The sequence below is a fragment of the Leeuwenhoekiella obamensis genome, assembly GCF_055391795.1.
In genome coordinates this window covers 1727099-1742745 of record NZ_AP029251.1, presented here as the reverse complement: position 1 = coordinate 1742745, position 15647 = coordinate 1727099, and the positions used below count along the sequence as shown (strand labels likewise).

Below are 15647 nucleotides of genomic sequence, written 5' to 3'. Positions count from 1 at the left end.
ACTACTCTGAATCCAAGCCCTGTAAGGGGAGGAGGAATAAAGCGGGATCCTCCTTCCTTTATCAGGCACAACTCTTCAAGACTCATTACTTTTTCAATATAATTTTAACCTTAATATTCTTAATGATGAAAAGTCAAACCCTTAACAAAGTAGCTCAGGTTACCCTGTTATTTTGGATCATGAAAATTATAGCAACTACTCTAGGTGAAACACTTGGAGATTTTATTGCTCAAACACTAGGTCTGGGTTATAGTGTAGGTATAGCAATAACAATGTCATTCTTTATTTTAAGTTTGTCAATACAGCTTTATACTAAGCGTTATATTCCTGTTTTTTTCTGGATAGTAATAATCGCCACGACAACACTGGGTACGGAGATTTCAGACTATATGGATCGCAGTCTGGGATTAGGCTATACGTATGGTAGTCTTATACTATTTATATCTCTTGTTGCAGTGCTTTTTATTTGGTATAAGGCCTATGGTAATCTTAATGTATATCCCATTATAAATAAAAAGAAAGAAATTTACTTCTGGTCTGCCGTATTGCTGTCTAACAGTTTAGGTACGGCTTTTGGAGATTATTTAAGCGATGTAATAGGGTTCAGTTACTTGCAAGGAGCATTAGTGACATCGTGCATAATCGCCATTGTCATTTTCTTACATTATTTTACAAAGATCAATCAGGTATTGCTCTTCTGGATAGCCTTTATTTTTACACGTCCTTTTGGGGCGACATTCGGTGATTTGCTTACAAAACCTATAGCTAAGGGTGGTTTAGACCTAGGAACGTTATCATCATCTCTCATATCAATAGGCTTGATGACTATCTTAATAATTTTGGCGCATGCCAAACACAAAAATAATAGACCAGAATCACTTTAGATTTGCTTTAACCAAGCTTTAGAATCACACTTTACATTTATGGTAGTAATATAAAAAACGTAAAAAATGAAAAAAGCGATTATCGGTATAGCATTGGTTTTTATAGCATTAATCACCTTTGCTTTTACATCAAGTGACAATGCTCCAGAAGCTGTAAAGAAGGCTTTCGCCAAAAAGTTTCCCACAGCAAAAAAAGTAGCCTGGGAGAAGGAAAGTGACACAGAGTGGGAAGCAGAATTTAAAATGGATAAAGTGGAGTATTCGGCTAACTTTCTTAACGATGGCACCTGGCAAGAAACAGAACATGAGATTAAAAAATCTGAAATTCCTCAACAAGTCCTTTCATCCCTAGAAACAAATTTTCCTGATTTTGAGATCGAGGAGGCAGAGATTTCAGAAAAAGCCGCAGGCACATTCTATGAGTTTGAAATAGAAAAAGTAAAAACCGAATGGGAGGTTACCCTAGATGCCACGGGTAAGATACTTAAAAAGGAAAATGAAAAAGAAGGGGACAAGGATTAATAACCGTTGCCTCTTAAATTGATTTTACTCTCAATGCCTAGAAATATTTTCTGGGCATTTTTTATTTAAAAACACTCAATTCCTCTTCATACACAGGGCTTTCAATAGACAAGAAGTCAAGCACACTGTGAAAAACATAATGCTGTGTGACCTCAGTTTCGTGCTTTACTTGTTTTGAATTTTGTGATGCCCATACTATAAAAGGGATTTCTAATTGCTCATGTGGAGCAATACTTTTTGGGATGCCATGCATGTATAGATTGTTCTCGCCCAGGGATTCTCCATGATCAGAAACATAGATCATTGAAGTTTTATAACCTTCAAGTTCTTTAAGGTCCTTGATGAGCTTGTCAAGAATGTAATCAGTATAAACAATGGTATTGTCATAAGCATTGATCAATTCTTCTTGGGTGCAATTTGCAAGTTCTACACTGGTACAAACGGGAGAGAATTTTTCAAAGGCCTCAGGATATTTTTTAGAATATGTAGGTCCATGACTCGTACTGGTATGAAGTACAACAAACACCTTGTTTTTTGAGCTGGCAAGTATTTTTTCATTTAGGCCATCAAGCAGCACTTCATCATAGTTGCAAAGATCCCCTTCACAGTTGGCCCTTAGATCTTCCTTGCGACTGAATTTGTCAATAATGACTTTGGGTTCGCCCCAATTTGTACTGCGCCATATCACCTCTACATTATTTCTAAATAAATAATTGGGTAAAATTTCATATAGCTTACCGGTTTCTTTGTGGTCTAGAATACATTTTACCCCTGCGGTGGTGTATGTTGCGCACGATTCGGCTTTGTAATGATACAGGTTTTCTACCTGGGATAAGAGCGGGTTGGTATCCTTATCATAACCATAAAGAGAGAAGTTGCCACTTCTTGCCGATTCGCCAATGACAAGCACTATAACAGATTTTTCGTTATCCTTTATCGTTGCATCTGGCAGCAGGATTTGTTTTTTATTTTCTTTATTCTTCTTAATATAATACCGCGAGGTATTGATCACGTATGACCACGGCATCACTAGGCCACCCAGGGTTTTAGAGTTTTTGTCTATCCATAACCAGTTAGGTGCGTTTGCATAAGAAATGGCAAGCAGGGCAATTAAAGTCAGGCCTACATGCGTAAAGAACCTCTTTACGGTGGGTTTTATAATCTCAATTTTAAACAAGATAATACTGGGCAGGACTCCTAGAAAAATCAGATAAACAAACAGGCCTATTGATACAAAACTGCTGGACTCTTCATAATTTGTGTTGAGCACATTGCCTATCATGCTTCTGTCCACAATTATTCCATAAGAATTTATAAAATAAACAGCAATGGCACTTACGTGGAAGAAAAAGGCCAAGATCCATTTTCCTATTTTCCCCAGGGCATAAAGGCCTATGTAGAACACCCAGGCATTTAAAAGCAAGGCACAGATAAGCAAACTGCTTAGCAGCAGTACACCGTTAGCACTCGAAATTTCAAAATTATCAACGACAAATGAAAAAAAAGGGTAATGAAAGACTAGGTTGAAAAAACTCAATAACAAAGCAAAATAGCTAAGCTTAATTTTTTTTGACATGGTTTTTAATAAGAATTAGACCAGTGGATACGAGTGCAAGAATAGCTAAATAAAAGATAAGCAAATGATCTGAGATAGCTTTTTTAACAACGAGGCTAGACCATAGGATGAGGATGCCAAGGAGTATGAATACGTGGTATTTATTTCTAAAAAAGGCTATCCAGCAAGCGTTTTTGCAAATCAATATGCCCAAAATAGCAATGCAATACCCCAGAGCGCTTCCTACAACCACATCAAGCGGATAATGAGCTCCCACTGCAACCCTAGAAAAGGCTACAAAGAGCCCCATGATAATCACGCTCATGGTCCACAATATCCTCTTTGTTTTTTGTTTTGGCATAAAGCCAAACATTAAAATTGTCAATATCATGAATACAGAGACTGAATGGCCTGAAGGTAATGAATTATGGCCGGTGAGCGTTTTTCCTATGATAACAAAACTGTCTTGATCATAGACCGCAGCCGGTCTGGGCATCGCAAATAATCTCTTTAATACAGTGCATACCAGTAGCGAAAGCATGGCAGAATTCAATAAGGCTTCCCAAAGTTTTGAAGCGCAGATAACAAAAATGCTCAAAAAAGGAAAAAATATGAGAACATCTCCCAGTTGGGTAAGGTTGTTCTGAAGAATAGGATAATGGGATAGAAACTTATTTATTGTAAGAAACCACTCTTTTTGAACTTGAGTATAATTATTTATAAATCCGGTTTGATTATCTAATGATAAGAAGTAAATAGCACAGAAGGCCATAATAAGAACCGCAGGCAGCATAGATCTAAATCGAATAGAATTGAAATTGGCAGTGATACGACTATCTAAATTCTTATCTAAAAACATAGAATTACCTTGATGGATTGAAAAGAATTGATTTATCGACTAGTATTCTTTTCCCAGCAAGATTATTACCTAATTCTGTGAAGATTCTAAATGAATTCTAAAGAGAATCTAAAGAATGTTTGGAGTAGCTATTTCATTTCAACTTATTAAGATGTGCACACAATGATCACAGAAGAATACTGTGTAAATAGCTTTGAATAAGTAATTTATTATGTTATGACTTAGATTTTCTTTAGAATTGCTTAAAGATCTAGAAAGATCCATTTTAAAAATTTGAGCTCAAAAATCAATTAGAATTTTATGAGCAAAAAAGTAATTATCACTTTTAAAGAAATTAAAAACTTAGACGGGCCATTAAAGTCTACTTCCATAATTTTTAAAGTTGTACTCGCTCTTCTTTTTTTGATCACACAACAAGGATTCTCTCAAGATACTAGCGAAACCAAACCTCAAATAGGTACTACTCAAAAACTGGGTGATGTTGTCTTATTTGCATTACCAGCAGCAACCTTAGGTACAAGTTTTATATTAGGAGATGAGCAAGGTACATGGCAATTCAGTAAAGGTTTACTTCTTACAGCTGGAGTTACTTATGGTCTAAAATTGAGTATAAATAAAACTCGACCAGACTTTAGCAATGACAACGCTTTTCCATCGGGACACACCTCTACAGTCTTTCACAGCGCGGGATATATTCATAGGAGATACGGGTTTAAATATAGCATACCGTCCTATCTTTTAGCCGGTTTCACTGCTGCTAGTAGAATTGATTCAAAGAAGCACGATATCTACGATGTATTAGCTGGTGCAGTTATAGGTTTAGGAAGTAACCTACTTTTTACAACAGAGTATCAGCAAGAACATTTTGAGCTTAGTTACAGCAGCAATAAAGGAGATCATTTAATTAGACTAACCTATAAGTTTTGAAGGACTAATATGCTTCAAATACATTAATTTATAATTCTGGTTTTGATTAAAGCTCAAGGATTTTAAAAGGTACAGCAGGAGGCGAAGTTCAGTTTTTTCTTGATCTTCTTTTATAATAGAGAGGTTTTAAACCAACCTAGACTCAAAAATAAAATTATAAAGAAGTTTTTGGCTTAAAGCCAAAAGAAAAATCACGCGGGTAAAACCTTAAAGACTGAATTGGTTTTATAGTACGAAAGGTATAAAAACAAAAAAACCTCCAGTTTTCACTGAAGGTTCTTTTTCGTCGGGGTGGCAGGATTCGAACCTGCGACCTCCTGCTCCCAAAGCAGGCGCGATGACCGGGCTACGCTACACCCCGAGTATTGGTCTCAAGGAAAAAAAGAGTTGCGGAGAGACGGGGATTCGAACCCCGGCAACGGTTACCCGTTGACAGATTAGCAATCTGCTCCATTACCACTCTGGCACCTCTCCTAAAGAACTTACGTCTCTTTCTCAAAACGCGGATGCAAATGTAGCTTTTACTTGAGAACTACACAACCTAAATCGACATTTCTCGCGTTTTTTTTTGAAATTAATTTTTATTAAATTTTAACAATCTGAAATTCAGTTTTTTGTTGAAATAAAAATTTTTATTCAGTTAGGTCTTTTGCACTCACTACGGTTCTAAAACCTACATGATCTGTTGCAGAATCCATAGAATTACCCATTCTTGCCGAAATTCTATAGCTCGCACAATAGGATGCATTGCATAAAAACGATCCGCCTTTGATGACTTTTTCTTGTTGGTAAGGCATATCTGGGTTGTAAGATCTATCTGCGCCTTTCGGGTTTTTTGTCAATCCTTCACCGGCAGCTACCTGATAATAATTAACATCAAACCAATCTTGTGTGTATTCCCATACATTACCGCTCATATCATAAATGCCTAAAGAGTTAGGCGGATATGATTTTACCGGTGCAAGATGACTGTGACCGTCTTGAGAGTCGTTATTAACTGGGAAATCGCCCTGCCAAGTGTTTGCCTCATCATTTAATTTGCTTTCATCATCGCCCCAAGTGTAGATGCCACCATTTAATTTTCCGTGCGCTGCGGCCTCCCATTCAGCTTCTGTGGGTAAACGACGACCAGCCCATTTGCAATAGGCTAATGCATCTTCATAAGCTACATGAACTACAGGAAAATCATCTTTGCCTTCTATAGAGCTATCTGGTCCTTCTGGATGGCGCCAGTTTGCACCCGTTTGCCATTTCCACCATTGGCTGTAATCAACTAGATTATTCACTTTCTCAAGTTCACGACGAAAGATCAACGAACCTGGTTGTAAAATGCTATCATGCGGTTTTGGCGTGTTAGGAGGTAATTGCTTTTTCATCTCTTCCCAGTTAATAGCACGCTCTGCGATGGTTTCGTAACCTGTTTCTTCAACAAATTTTTTGAACTGTGCGTTGGTCACTTCTGTCTTGTCAATAAAAAAACCATCTACTGCGACCGGATGCGCCGGTTTTTCGCGTGGCAACGCATAAGAATCACCTTCTTGTGCGCCCTGAGTGAATTGCACTCCAGAAACCCAAACCATTCCTTCTGGAGCAGCGATCTCTGCAGGCTGCTCAACTAACAAGGCAAAATCCTTAGGTTCTTCTTGTATGGTTTCTTTAAGTGAAGTTTTTTTCTCTTTATCGCCGCAAGCCATAAGCAATGCACAACTGCCCACTGCGGCAAGAATTCTTAAATTCATATATCTATATTTTTTTGGCTGTGGCCAAAACATTTCTAATTATTCATACTACGCAAAACTGCAATCACCGTCACCAAAGTTCATCTGCACATCGCTAAAATCTTCTTTGCCAAATTGCTTGGAAATAATCGATTCTTTCACCTTTTTGCTCTTGTACAGAGCCGCTCTTTTCTTAAGCTGACTCACGATCGCATCGTCATATGTGATGATCTGAGAAACGCCCAGTTTTATTGCATGTAGCAATACGATATCGCCTAGATTTTCTGATGCGTTTTCATAATAAGCAAAAAGCACTTTAAGCGTATGATCGCGCTTTTGAAGCACTAAAAAACCGGTTGTTTTACCGTCTTCAAGAACTTTTACCAGATAAATATTAAAACTGCTATCAAAGCTTGAAAATTCGTATTTATCCTTTGGCGTAAGCCCTAACAAAGGCGCTTCTTGTACCCAGTGATATTGCTTAAGCCAAGCAAAAAACGCCGCCGACTTTGGTGCGATATGGTTTGTGCTCGTTCTATTTATGAACGCTTCACTCTCAGGATCAAGCGCGTTAAGATACTCTAGCGTTGTGTTGTTTAGCTTTCGCGAAAGCGACCTAGCTCTTAACCATAACCACGGCTTGAGGATGAAATTAAGCATTCCGTCAACCACCTTAAGCGGCTCAACCCACTTGTTATATTGTGGCCTGATCAAAGGCAAAACCACTGCAATATTACTACGTAGCACAAACTTGATACCCTTACTATTTTTAAGATCGTAGAAATATCCCGACTTCTCATATACTCGTTTTGCGCTAGGTGTAAATTGAGAAATGCCTATTTTACCATCTTGCAATTCATACATTTTTTGCAAAATGCTGCGCCCCACGCCGGTTCCTTTTGTCTTAGGATGCACCCACCAAGTGCTAAGCCAAGCGATCTTCTCGATCTTAAGGTCTATGCGAATGGTATCAATAAACGCGCCCATGTAACCTACGAGTTCGTCATTTAGATAGGCGAGAATTAAAACAGTGTCATCATCACCTGCGGTTGGGTTATGAAAATGTGCAAGCAGACGGTGTTTTGTGATGGATAAAAACTCATGGTCCCACAGTTCTTTTTCCTTAAAAAGTAGCGGAATTTCCTTCTTTGTTACAGGTCTTAATCTTCTATCCATTGCGTTTTATATGGTGTGCACCAGTTAACTTTTCAAATTTGCTGTATAGATTTTCCATCACGATGTGACGTGCGGTATCTCGCTCTGGTTTTTCCAGAGAAATACGCTGTATAATTCTGGGATGAATGTCTTTTTTTATCCCGCTATTGCCAAAAATAACCAACTTCTCATCATAAGAAAAAAGAGCGTCAATCAATTGAGCAGAAATACCTTTATCAGTAAAAGGGAAGGCAAAACACGCGTAGTCTAGCGCTAGTTTTTCTTTAACCCATTTTATGCTATTTATCGCTTCTTCCTTTTGTGCGTCTATATCTAATTTTTGCATTCTGGGATGACTCATTGTATGACCGCCAAAGTAAAAACCGTGATCTCGCATTTCTTCAATTTCGGTAAGCGTCATGAATGGTTTTTCATCTGCGAGATATTCTTTTGGGTCGTAGCCCAAAAGTTCACAGATCGAATTTATTTTCTCATCCCGTTCAGTATAAGAGAAACTATTGATCGCGGTTTTTATTTCCTGAAAGTTGGATGAAGTTTGCAGATATTCAGCAATGATTTTGACTTTGTTGCTGTCTTTTTCTGCTGCGATCTGTTCAAGGGTTACACTGCTTAAATATTCATAAGGCAACGCCTTATTGTCTACAAAATCTGGATTGAGAAAACTCACCGCAGAGATGCCATGCTCAGCGAGAATAGGGAAAGCATGCTGGTAAATTTGGCGTAAGCCATCATCAAAAGTGATCAAAAAAGAATTCTCAGGAATCTTAAGATCACCATCGTTAAAAAGCAATTTAGGATCAAGCGGACTGTATTGTTTTTTAAGCAAACGTATATCCCTAACAAAGGCGTCTACATCTTTAAAAGTGTACCTATGCTTGATGTGAGGCGGCGTCCTGTTGTCTATTAAATGATAATATCCAGTAATGCTTTGCTTCTTAAAAGTAGCCAGCATACCAGGTTTTGCAACAGTGTATAAAACGTCTTTTACGAGTCCCATTTGCGGTAAAAACCGCTAATTTAGGATTTAAGGCGGTAAATCATAGCTTAATCTTGAGAACTGTGCAAGGCAAGAATAGGCACGCGTGCATAACGGCTAAGTTTTTTTACCATTGGCGTGTGAAATAGATTCTCAAAAAATGAATGTTCTTTATTCAAGAAAGCGATCATACCGCTGTTTCTGCTCTCGGCAAAATTGACTACGGCCTTAGTTACTTCGCTATCATGAATATTGTGATATTGAATATTTTCAGCACCTAAAATTTCTTCTAGCGCAGCCTTGTTATGAACTTGATCTTGTGTAAGTGTTTCATCTTTTTCGATCACATGAAGTACTGCGATCTTAGCTTTAGTAAGATGAGCGATCTCTACAAGATGGCTCATTTCTTTTTGGTGAAAACGCAATGAAAAATCCGTAGGAAAAACTACTTCTAGCGTTGGCATATAGACCACATCTTCAGGAATTGCAAGCACGGGACAGCTTGTGATATTTTCCATCACGGTTGCTGTGTTTGTGCCAAAAAACTCTTCAACAGCGCCGCTCGCGCCTTGAGTTCCCATGATCACATAATCAATATCGTATTTGTCTACACACTCATTAATTCCCTCTGTAAGGCTGTTGTATAGTGAGATCGTATGAAATGCATGACAGCGATTTGCATTTTTAATGGTGAGTTTTTCTTTAAGCTCTTTGAGATTTTCTTCAGAGATCTCTTTATAGGTCTCATAATGCATCTCGCCAGTCTCTGGCATGGTCATGTTATCGCTAGTGTAGATCTGCGGCTGAAACACGTTAAGCATATAAAAATCGCAAGGATAATTAATGAATAACTTGGTTGCATAATCGATCGCTTGCCATGCGTTTTTAGAAAAATCTGTTGGAACTAAAATCTTCTTTTTCATCACCTTGATTAGGTTTGGTTTATTATAAAATTAAAAATTTGGCTACAGCCAAATCTTAATTTGCGGTTAATTCTTTATCACCGCAAAAACCTGAAAATGATCAAAGATCTATAGATCGCTAAGGATAAAATCTCTCGCCATTTGCGCATGCAAGAACGTCGTGTTAAGCATTGGTAGCGAGAAATCTTTGTCGTCAAGAAGCATGGGTAATTCTGTACATCCCAAGATTATACCATCTGCTCCACGGTTTTTGAGCAGCTGCATCTGGTTGATATAAAATGTTTTGGCTTGCGCCGAAAAGTTGCCTTGTGTGAGTTCGTTAGCAATAAGATCATGAGTCATTGTCAAATGCGATTCCTCAGGAATGATGACCTTTATATCGCTTTGCTCTGCAATGCGCTTTTGAAGAAATCCTTGCGTCATTGTAGGCATTGTGCCTAGTAAACCTAAGTTTTTTAATCCTTTAGCATTGGCTTCTTTTGCTATAGCATCGGCGATATGCAAAATGGGAATGTCAAGTTGCGGTTGCACAAAATCATACACAAGATGCGGTGTATTTGCACAGATCAAGATCGCATCAGCGCCAGCGTTTGAAAGATTTTTGCTGATATCGAGATAGGCTTGTTTGATCTTTTCGGTATGGCCTTCACGCATAAGCGCGACGTTAAGGCTGTACATCAACAACGGCGGATTGTATTTTGAACCGATCTTCTCAGAAACCAAAGAATTAATAAGTCTGTAATATTCTATGGTGCTATGCCATGAAGTACCACCTATTAATCCTAGTGTTTTCATTCTTGTTCAAATTTTTCAACCCAACCGCGATAGCCGCCTACCAAATCATAGATCTTTACAAAACCTTTAGTCGAAAGACTATCTGCTGCTTTGCCACTGCGATTGCCAGACCTACAATATAGGAATACCGGAGTGCCAGGATCTAGGGTTTTTATTCCTTTGGCGAAAGCCTCATTGTCTAAGTAATTGATGTTTACCGCTCCTTCCAGATGACCTTCTTCAAACTCTTCTGGGGTGCGAACATCAACCAGCATAACCTTTTTATGAGTTATAGAATCTTTAAAAATTGTGTTCTCAAGCTTAACGATCTGGGTTGTGTCTTGAGCCCAGGTAGTTGCTGAAAAGAGTGCTATAAAAAGTATAAAAACGTATCTCATAGTTTATGATAAAGTGGATGGGCAAACGTAATCTGTTACCGGCACACCAGCTTCTTTAATGGCTTTAAATCCGCCTTTAACGTCTACCAAATTATGAATACCGCGACTTTTTAAAATACTTGAAGCGATCATGCTGCGATATCCACCAGCGCAATGTACGTAGAATGTTTTGTCTTCTGGGAACTCAGCCAGATGCTCATTAAGATAATCTAGCGGTGTGTGCGAAACCTCTTTTAAATGCTCAGATTTAAATTCGCCATCTTTTCTCACATCAAACACCGGAACATCATTTTGCTCGATTCTAGATTTAAATGCTGTTGCAGGAATACTCTCAACGGTGTCAAGTTCTTTACCAGCATTTTCCCAAGCCTCGATACCACCTTGCAGATAACCCAAGGTCTTATCAAAACCTACGCGGGCTAATCTGGTGATCGCTTCTTCTTCACGACCTTCTGGAGTTACTAATAAAATAGGTTGCTCAACATCTGCGATAAGAGCGCCAACCCAAGGAGCGAATCCGCCATCAAGACCTATAAAAATAGATCGTGGTATATGACCTTTTGCAAAATCATCCTGATGTCTCACATCAAGCACAACAGCACCAGTTTCATTTGCTGCAGTTTCAAACGCCGCAGGAGAAAGTGCTTGTGTGCCGCGCTGCATAACTTCGTCAAAATGATCGTAACCTTCCTTATTCATTTTCACATTAAGCGGGAAGTATTGTGGTGGTGGCAATAAACCATCTGTAACTTCTTCTATAAATTCTTCGCGCGTCATATCTGCACGAAGTGCGTAATTCATGTTTTTTTGATTACCCAGCGTGTCAACGGTTTCTTTCATCATATTCTTACCACATGCAGAACCAGCGCCGTGAGCAGGATAAACAATTACATCATCAGCAAGCGGCATGATCTTATTGCGTAGACTATCAAACAATAATCCTGCGAGATCCTCTTGCGTCATGCTTGCCGCTTTTTGAGCAAGATCTGGTCTTCCGACATCACCTAGAAAAAGTGTATCGCCACTAAAGATCGCATGATCTTTACCATCTTTATCTCTTAAGAGATAGGTTGTACTCTCCATTGTGTGGCCTGGAGTGTGTAGCGCAATAATTGTGATATCTCCAATTTTAAATTCTTCACCATCTTTTGCCACGATACAATCAAAAGAAGGATTTGCTTCTGGACCGTAGATTATTTCTGCACCGGTTTCTTTAGCCAGTGTAAGGTGACCACTCACAAAATCTGCATGAAAATGCGTCTCAAAAATATATTTTATCGTAGCGTTATCTTGCTCAGCGCGATACGTATAAGGCTCAACCTCACGTAAAGGATCTATTACAGCCGCTTCGCCATTACTCTCAATATAATATGCGCCTTGTGCAAGACATCCGGTATAAATCTGCTCTATTTTCATGATTCAAATATATTTATTGCAAATGTAAAACAGGTATTTCTTTAGTTATGTAATAGGAGTTACACATTCGTGATTTTTCTATTTTACAATTCGTCATGGTTTTACGACAGTTCATCACTTTAGATTTTACAGTTTAGAAGACATCTTTCATTTTTGTGGGATCAATCAAAAAACGAACAGTAATGACACAATTTATTCTTTGGGTAATTGCCACTGCGGTTAATGTCCTTTTGGCTTAAGCCAAAAAAAATGTTTTATTTTAGAACTTCTCAAAAGCGTGATAAGCGCTACAAATATTAGAATCTGTGCGGTTTTTAACTGAATTATCTAAGTCTTTAGTTGTAGGAGTAGCTATATTTTTAGTGTTCCTTATCATTCGATATTTTCAAGGAGCAGAGATCGCTTTTAATACGGCGTTGTACCTTAACTTCTTTGGGACTTTAGTGTACAGTGTTGTGCTGTACTTGCTTAATGCCTATACTTTTTACTATTTCTACACCAAGCACGAGAAAGATCTTTTCTCTAGAAAGCATTTGCTAAGCGGTTTTGTAGGTAGTATGTGTATGACGGTAGCGGGTATTTTTGTATTGCGCTTTTTCTTTAGTGTAGTGGTTGCAGGGCAGGAAATCGCTTATTTCTTAAGTAACGAACGCCTGCAGTATTACTATGTTACGATCATAGTTTCGATCGTGGTGCTGCTTATTTTTTACACCGTTTTTTACTATAAACACCGTAAGGAAACGCAGGTTAAAGAACAGAAGATCATTGCCGGTACGGCATCTGCTCAGTTTGATGCATTAAAGAATCAGTTAGATCCTCATTTTCTATTTAATAGTCTTAATGTTCTTACTAGTTTAATAGAAGAAAATCCTGTGCAGGCACAGCGATTTACAACTGCATTGAGCAAGGTGTATCGCTATGTGCTAGAGCAAAAAAACAAAGAACTGGTAACGGTAGAGGAGGAGTTGGCTTTCGCCAAAACGTATATGAGCCTTATAAAAATGCGTTATGAAGAAAGTATTGTTTTTACCATGCCGCAAGAGGTAGAAAATCCTTTGGCGAAAATTGTTCCCTTGTCTTTACAATTGCTACTTGAAAATGCTGTGAAACACAATCGCGTCACACCTTCAGACAAACTTTTTATTACCATAGAACAAGAAGGTAATGCGCTCGTGGTAAGCAATAACCTTCAACCTAAAGCAATTATTAAAAAGAGCAGTGGTGTAGGATTGCAAAACATTAAACAACGTTACGGTTTACTTACTGAGCGACCGGTGATAATTTCAAAGGATGCGAGTAAATTTCGCGTAAGCGTACCCTTATTAACTGCGCAGATCAATAGCGGTGCAAAGGTCTCAAAAGTATATCTTGACGAGAAGCGATACGCGCAGGCTAAGGAGCATGTAGAGAAGGTAAAGGGCTTTTATGGCAATTTGCTGGCGTTTTGTATCGTGATGCCAGCATTGACGATTTTGAATATCTGGACGGGATCATTCCCGTGGGTGATCTTCCCTTTTGCAGGATGGGGATTAGGCTTGTTTTTTCATGCGATGGAAGCATTTAACTGGAGCCCGATATGGGGCAAAAAATGGGAAGAACGCAAGCTGCGTGAACTCATGGAAAAAGACGATCTGGATTGATTGACAATTCATCCTAATTTTTTGACAACTGGGTAGAATACAATTGTGAAGCCATGGTTTTCTGGAGATATTTGACTCAAGAAATTTAACCAATAACACTTTTAATCATGGAATATCAAAACGAATCTAAGTACAGCAGAGCAAAAGAAAAAGTTGAAAAACTTAAAGGATTTTATGGCAATCTAACTTCTTATTGTATCATCATTCCTTTTCTTGCATTGTTGAATTATTTTACAACATCTTTTCCTTGGGCGATTTTCCCGGCTGTGGGTTGGGGACTTGGGCTTTTCTTTCACTGGATGGAAGTTTCTGGATGGAATCCTATCTTAGGTAAGGACTGGGAAGATCAAAAGATCAAAGAATATATGCGTAAGGATAATTATAATCTATAATCTGATCCTAAATCAAACAAATCATGGAAGATTATAACAAAGAAAATAAATACTTAAGAGCTAAAGAAAAGGTAGCTAACCTTAGAAAATTCTATACTTCGCTGGCTTCTTATGTAGTATTTATGGCAATCTTAGCAGGAGTGAACTATTATGTAAACGAGTTGCGATATCCTTGGTTTTTATGGGCAGCTTTTGGTTGGGGAATTGGCTTGATATTTCAGGCAGCAAAGACCTTTGAGTGGAATCCGCTTGCGAATAAAAACTGGGAAGAACGCAAGATTAGAGAGTTTATGGAAAAAGAAGAACGCAACGAAAAAGGCATGGGAAGATGGGAATAAATACTACGATCATGAATGAACAAGAAACAAAATTAGAGCGCGCCCGTAAGAAGGTAAAAGAGATCAAAGATTGGTATGCGCATTTTGTGGTTTACATCGTTGTTTGCACACTTTATATTCTTTTTAATTCTGGTGTTTTTGATGGCGGCAAAGTGAGCGGCTACATCCCGTGGTGGTCATCGTTAACAATGCCCATAGGTTGGGGAATAGGTATTTTGTGTCACTGGTTTTATGCCTTTAAAGGCGGAAACTTCAAACAGCGATTAAAAAACTGGGAAGAGCGCAAGATCCGAGAATATCTGGATGATGAAAGGTCAGAATCTTCAAAGTTCAATGAAAAATAAATAAGTAGTTTTGGCTACAGCCAAAAAATAACAACCGCCATACATCATGAAAGTACTCATCATTGAAGATGAAAAGCCATCTGCAAGAAGACTCGCCAGAATGCTAGAAAGACAAGGGGTGAAGGTAGATCAAATGCTACACTCAGTCGAAGAATCTGTTGCTTGGTTTAAAAGTAACACGGCACCAGATCTTATTTTTCTGGATATTCAATTAAGCGATGGGTTGAGTTTTGAGATCTTTGATGCAGTTGAGGTAAAAAGCGCGATAATCTTTACCACGGCCTTTGATGAATATGCGCTGCAGGCATTTAAATTAAACAGCGTAGATTATTTATTAAAACCTATTGATGAAGAGGAGCTTGAATCTGCGGTAAAAAAGTATCAAGAGCGACTGCCGAAGCAACAAAACGTGCAGTTGAACTTTGAAGATATCAAAAAATTACTGGGCACAACGCCTGTAGAACGCGAGTTTAAAAAGCGTTATACAGTAAAAATAGGTCAACATCTTAAAATGATAGGCGTTGATGAAATTGAGTGTTTTTACAGCGAAAATAAAGGCACGTATGCGCACACCATTGATGGGCGGGATTACCTTTTAGAAACTACATTAGACAGTCTGGAAGATGATCTTGAACCTCAAAAATTCTTTAGAGTAAGTCGCAAATTTTACATCAATATAGATGCGATCAGAGATATTGTGACGTACACAAATTCGCGTTTGCAGCTTAAATTAAATCACTACAAAGAGCAAGAAATTATTGTGAGTCGCGAGCGAGTAAAAGATTTTAAATTGTGGTTAGAGTAG

The 15647-nt window shown here is 38.3% G+C and carries 17 protein-coding genes and 2 tRNA genes; 8 read left to right on the top strand and 11 right to left on the bottom strand.

What is annotated here, in order from left to right:
* Nucleotides 1-122: 122 nt before the first annotated feature.
* Together ACZ5L8_RS07775 and ACZ5L8_RS07770 are read left to right on the top strand one after the other, a co-directional pair.
* Nucleotides 123-884 (top strand): COG4705 family protein, encoded by a 762-nt coding sequence (locus tag ACZ5L8_RS07775; protein WP_464440699.1) that lies wholly within the window; start codon nt 123-125, stop codon nt 882-884.
* A 66-nt stretch (nt 885-950) separates the two neighbouring features.
* Nucleotides 951-1406, top strand: coding sequence for a PepSY-like domain-containing protein (locus ACZ5L8_RS07770; protein ID WP_464440698.1), 456 nt, complete (start codon nt 951-953; stop codon nt 1404-1406).
* 61 nt (nt 1407-1467) lie between these two features.
* Here the strand turns inward: ACZ5L8_RS07770 and eptA are convergent, their stop codons facing one another.
* Together eptA and ACZ5L8_RS07760 are read right to left on the bottom strand one after the other, a co-directional pair.
* On the bottom strand, nt 1468-2982 hold the full coding sequence (gene eptA, locus ACZ5L8_RS07765) for a phosphoethanolamine--lipid A transferase EptA (RefSeq protein ID WP_464440696.1): 1515 nt from the start codon (nt 2980-2982) through the stop codon (nt 1468-1470).
* Complete coding sequence (locus tag ACZ5L8_RS07760) at nt 2966-3820, bottom strand: phosphatase PAP2 family protein (protein WP_464440695.1); 855 nt, start codon at nt 3818-3820, stop codon at nt 2966-2968. The genes eptA and ACZ5L8_RS07760 overlap by 17 nt, the downstream gene beginning before the upstream one ends.
* A 300-nt stretch (nt 3821-4120) precedes the next feature.
* On the opposite strand from ACZ5L8_RS07760, the gene ACZ5L8_RS07755 reads away from it, so the two are divergent.
* Complete coding sequence (locus tag ACZ5L8_RS07755; protein WP_464440694.1) at nt 4121-4747, top strand: phosphatase PAP2 family protein; 627 nt, start codon at nt 4121-4123, stop codon at nt 4745-4747.
* 286 nt (nt 4748-5033) lie between these two features.
* Here ACZ5L8_RS07755 and ACZ5L8_RS07750 read toward each other — a convergent pair.
* The 9 genes from ACZ5L8_RS07750 to ACZ5L8_RS07710 all read right to left on the bottom strand — a co-directional run bounded on the left by ACZ5L8_RS07750 (nt 5034) and on the right by ACZ5L8_RS07710 (nt 12128).
* Nucleotides 5034-5108: transfer RNA gene (locus ACZ5L8_RS07750), tRNA-Pro, on the bottom strand.
* 29 nt (nt 5109-5137) lie between these two features.
* Nucleotides 5138-5221 (bottom strand) — tRNA-Ser (locus ACZ5L8_RS07745).
* A gap of 158 nt (nt 5222-5379) precedes the next feature.
* Nucleotides 5380-6486, bottom strand: coding sequence for a formylglycine-generating enzyme family protein (locus tag ACZ5L8_RS07740; RefSeq protein WP_464440692.1), 1107 nt, complete (start codon nt 6484-6486; stop codon nt 5380-5382).
* 48 nt (nt 6487-6534) lie between these two features.
* Nucleotides 6535-7641, bottom strand: coding sequence for a GNAT family N-acetyltransferase (locus ACZ5L8_RS07735; RefSeq protein WP_464440690.1), 1107 nt, complete (start codon nt 7639-7641; stop codon nt 6535-6537).
* Entirely contained in the window at nt 7634-8638 is a 1005-nt protein-coding gene (locus tag ACZ5L8_RS07730; protein WP_464440688.1) for a polysaccharide deacetylase family protein, read from the bottom strand. Before ACZ5L8_RS07730 ends, ACZ5L8_RS07735 begins: the two co-directional genes overlap by 8 nt.
* Before the next feature lie 47 nt (nt 8639-8685).
* Nucleotides 8686-9540 carry a universal stress protein gene (locus tag ACZ5L8_RS07725; protein ID WP_464440686.1) on the bottom strand — a complete coding sequence of 285 codons (855 nt, stop codon included), beginning with the start codon at nt 9538-9540 and terminating at the stop codon, nt 8686-8688.
* A 108-nt stretch (nt 9541-9648) separates the two neighbouring features.
* Nucleotides 9649-10335 (bottom strand): aspartate/glutamate racemase family protein, encoded by a 687-nt coding sequence (locus tag ACZ5L8_RS07720; RefSeq protein ID WP_464440684.1) that lies wholly within the window; start codon nt 10333-10335, stop codon nt 9649-9651.
* On the bottom strand, nt 10332-10712 hold the full coding sequence (locus tag ACZ5L8_RS07715; RefSeq protein ID WP_464440683.1) for a rhodanese-like domain-containing protein: 381 nt from the start codon (nt 10710-10712) through the stop codon (nt 10332-10334). The genes ACZ5L8_RS07720 and ACZ5L8_RS07715 overlap by 4 nt, the downstream gene beginning before the upstream one ends.
* 3 nt (nt 10713-10715) lie before the next feature.
* Entirely contained in the window at nt 10716-12128 is a 1413-nt protein-coding gene (locus tag ACZ5L8_RS07710; RefSeq protein ID WP_464440681.1) for an MBL fold metallo-hydrolase, read from the bottom strand.
* 305 nt (nt 12129-12433) lie between these two features.
* Between ACZ5L8_RS07710 and ACZ5L8_RS07705 the strand changes: the two genes are divergently transcribed.
* From ACZ5L8_RS07705 to ACZ5L8_RS07685, 5 genes are all read left to right on the top strand, one after another.
* Entirely contained in the window at nt 12434-13768 is a 1335-nt protein-coding gene (locus tag ACZ5L8_RS07705) for a histidine kinase (RefSeq protein WP_464440680.1), read from the top strand.
* Between the two features lie 107 nt (nt 13769-13875).
* Nucleotides 13876-14160: a 2TM domain-containing protein gene (locus tag ACZ5L8_RS07700; RefSeq protein WP_462597965.1), complete on the top strand. Its 285-nt coding sequence runs from the start codon at nt 13876-13878 to the stop codon at nt 14158-14160.
* A gap of 23 nt (nt 14161-14183) precedes the next feature.
* Nucleotides 14184-14498, top strand: a complete 315-nt coding sequence (locus ACZ5L8_RS07695; protein ID WP_464440677.1) for a 2TM domain-containing protein — start codon at nt 14184-14186, stop codon at nt 14496-14498.
* An 11-nt stretch (nt 14499-14509) separates the two neighbouring features.
* Complete coding sequence (locus tag ACZ5L8_RS07690; protein ID WP_464440675.1) at nt 14510-14842, top strand: 2TM domain-containing protein; 333 nt, start codon at nt 14510-14512, stop codon at nt 14840-14842.
* 46 nt (nt 14843-14888) lie between these two features.
* The gene (locus tag ACZ5L8_RS07685) at nt 14889-15647 is read left to right on the top strand and encodes a LytR/AlgR family response regulator transcription factor (RefSeq protein ID WP_464440673.1); all 759 of its coding nucleotides are present in this window, start codon (nt 14889-14891) and stop codon (nt 15645-15647) included.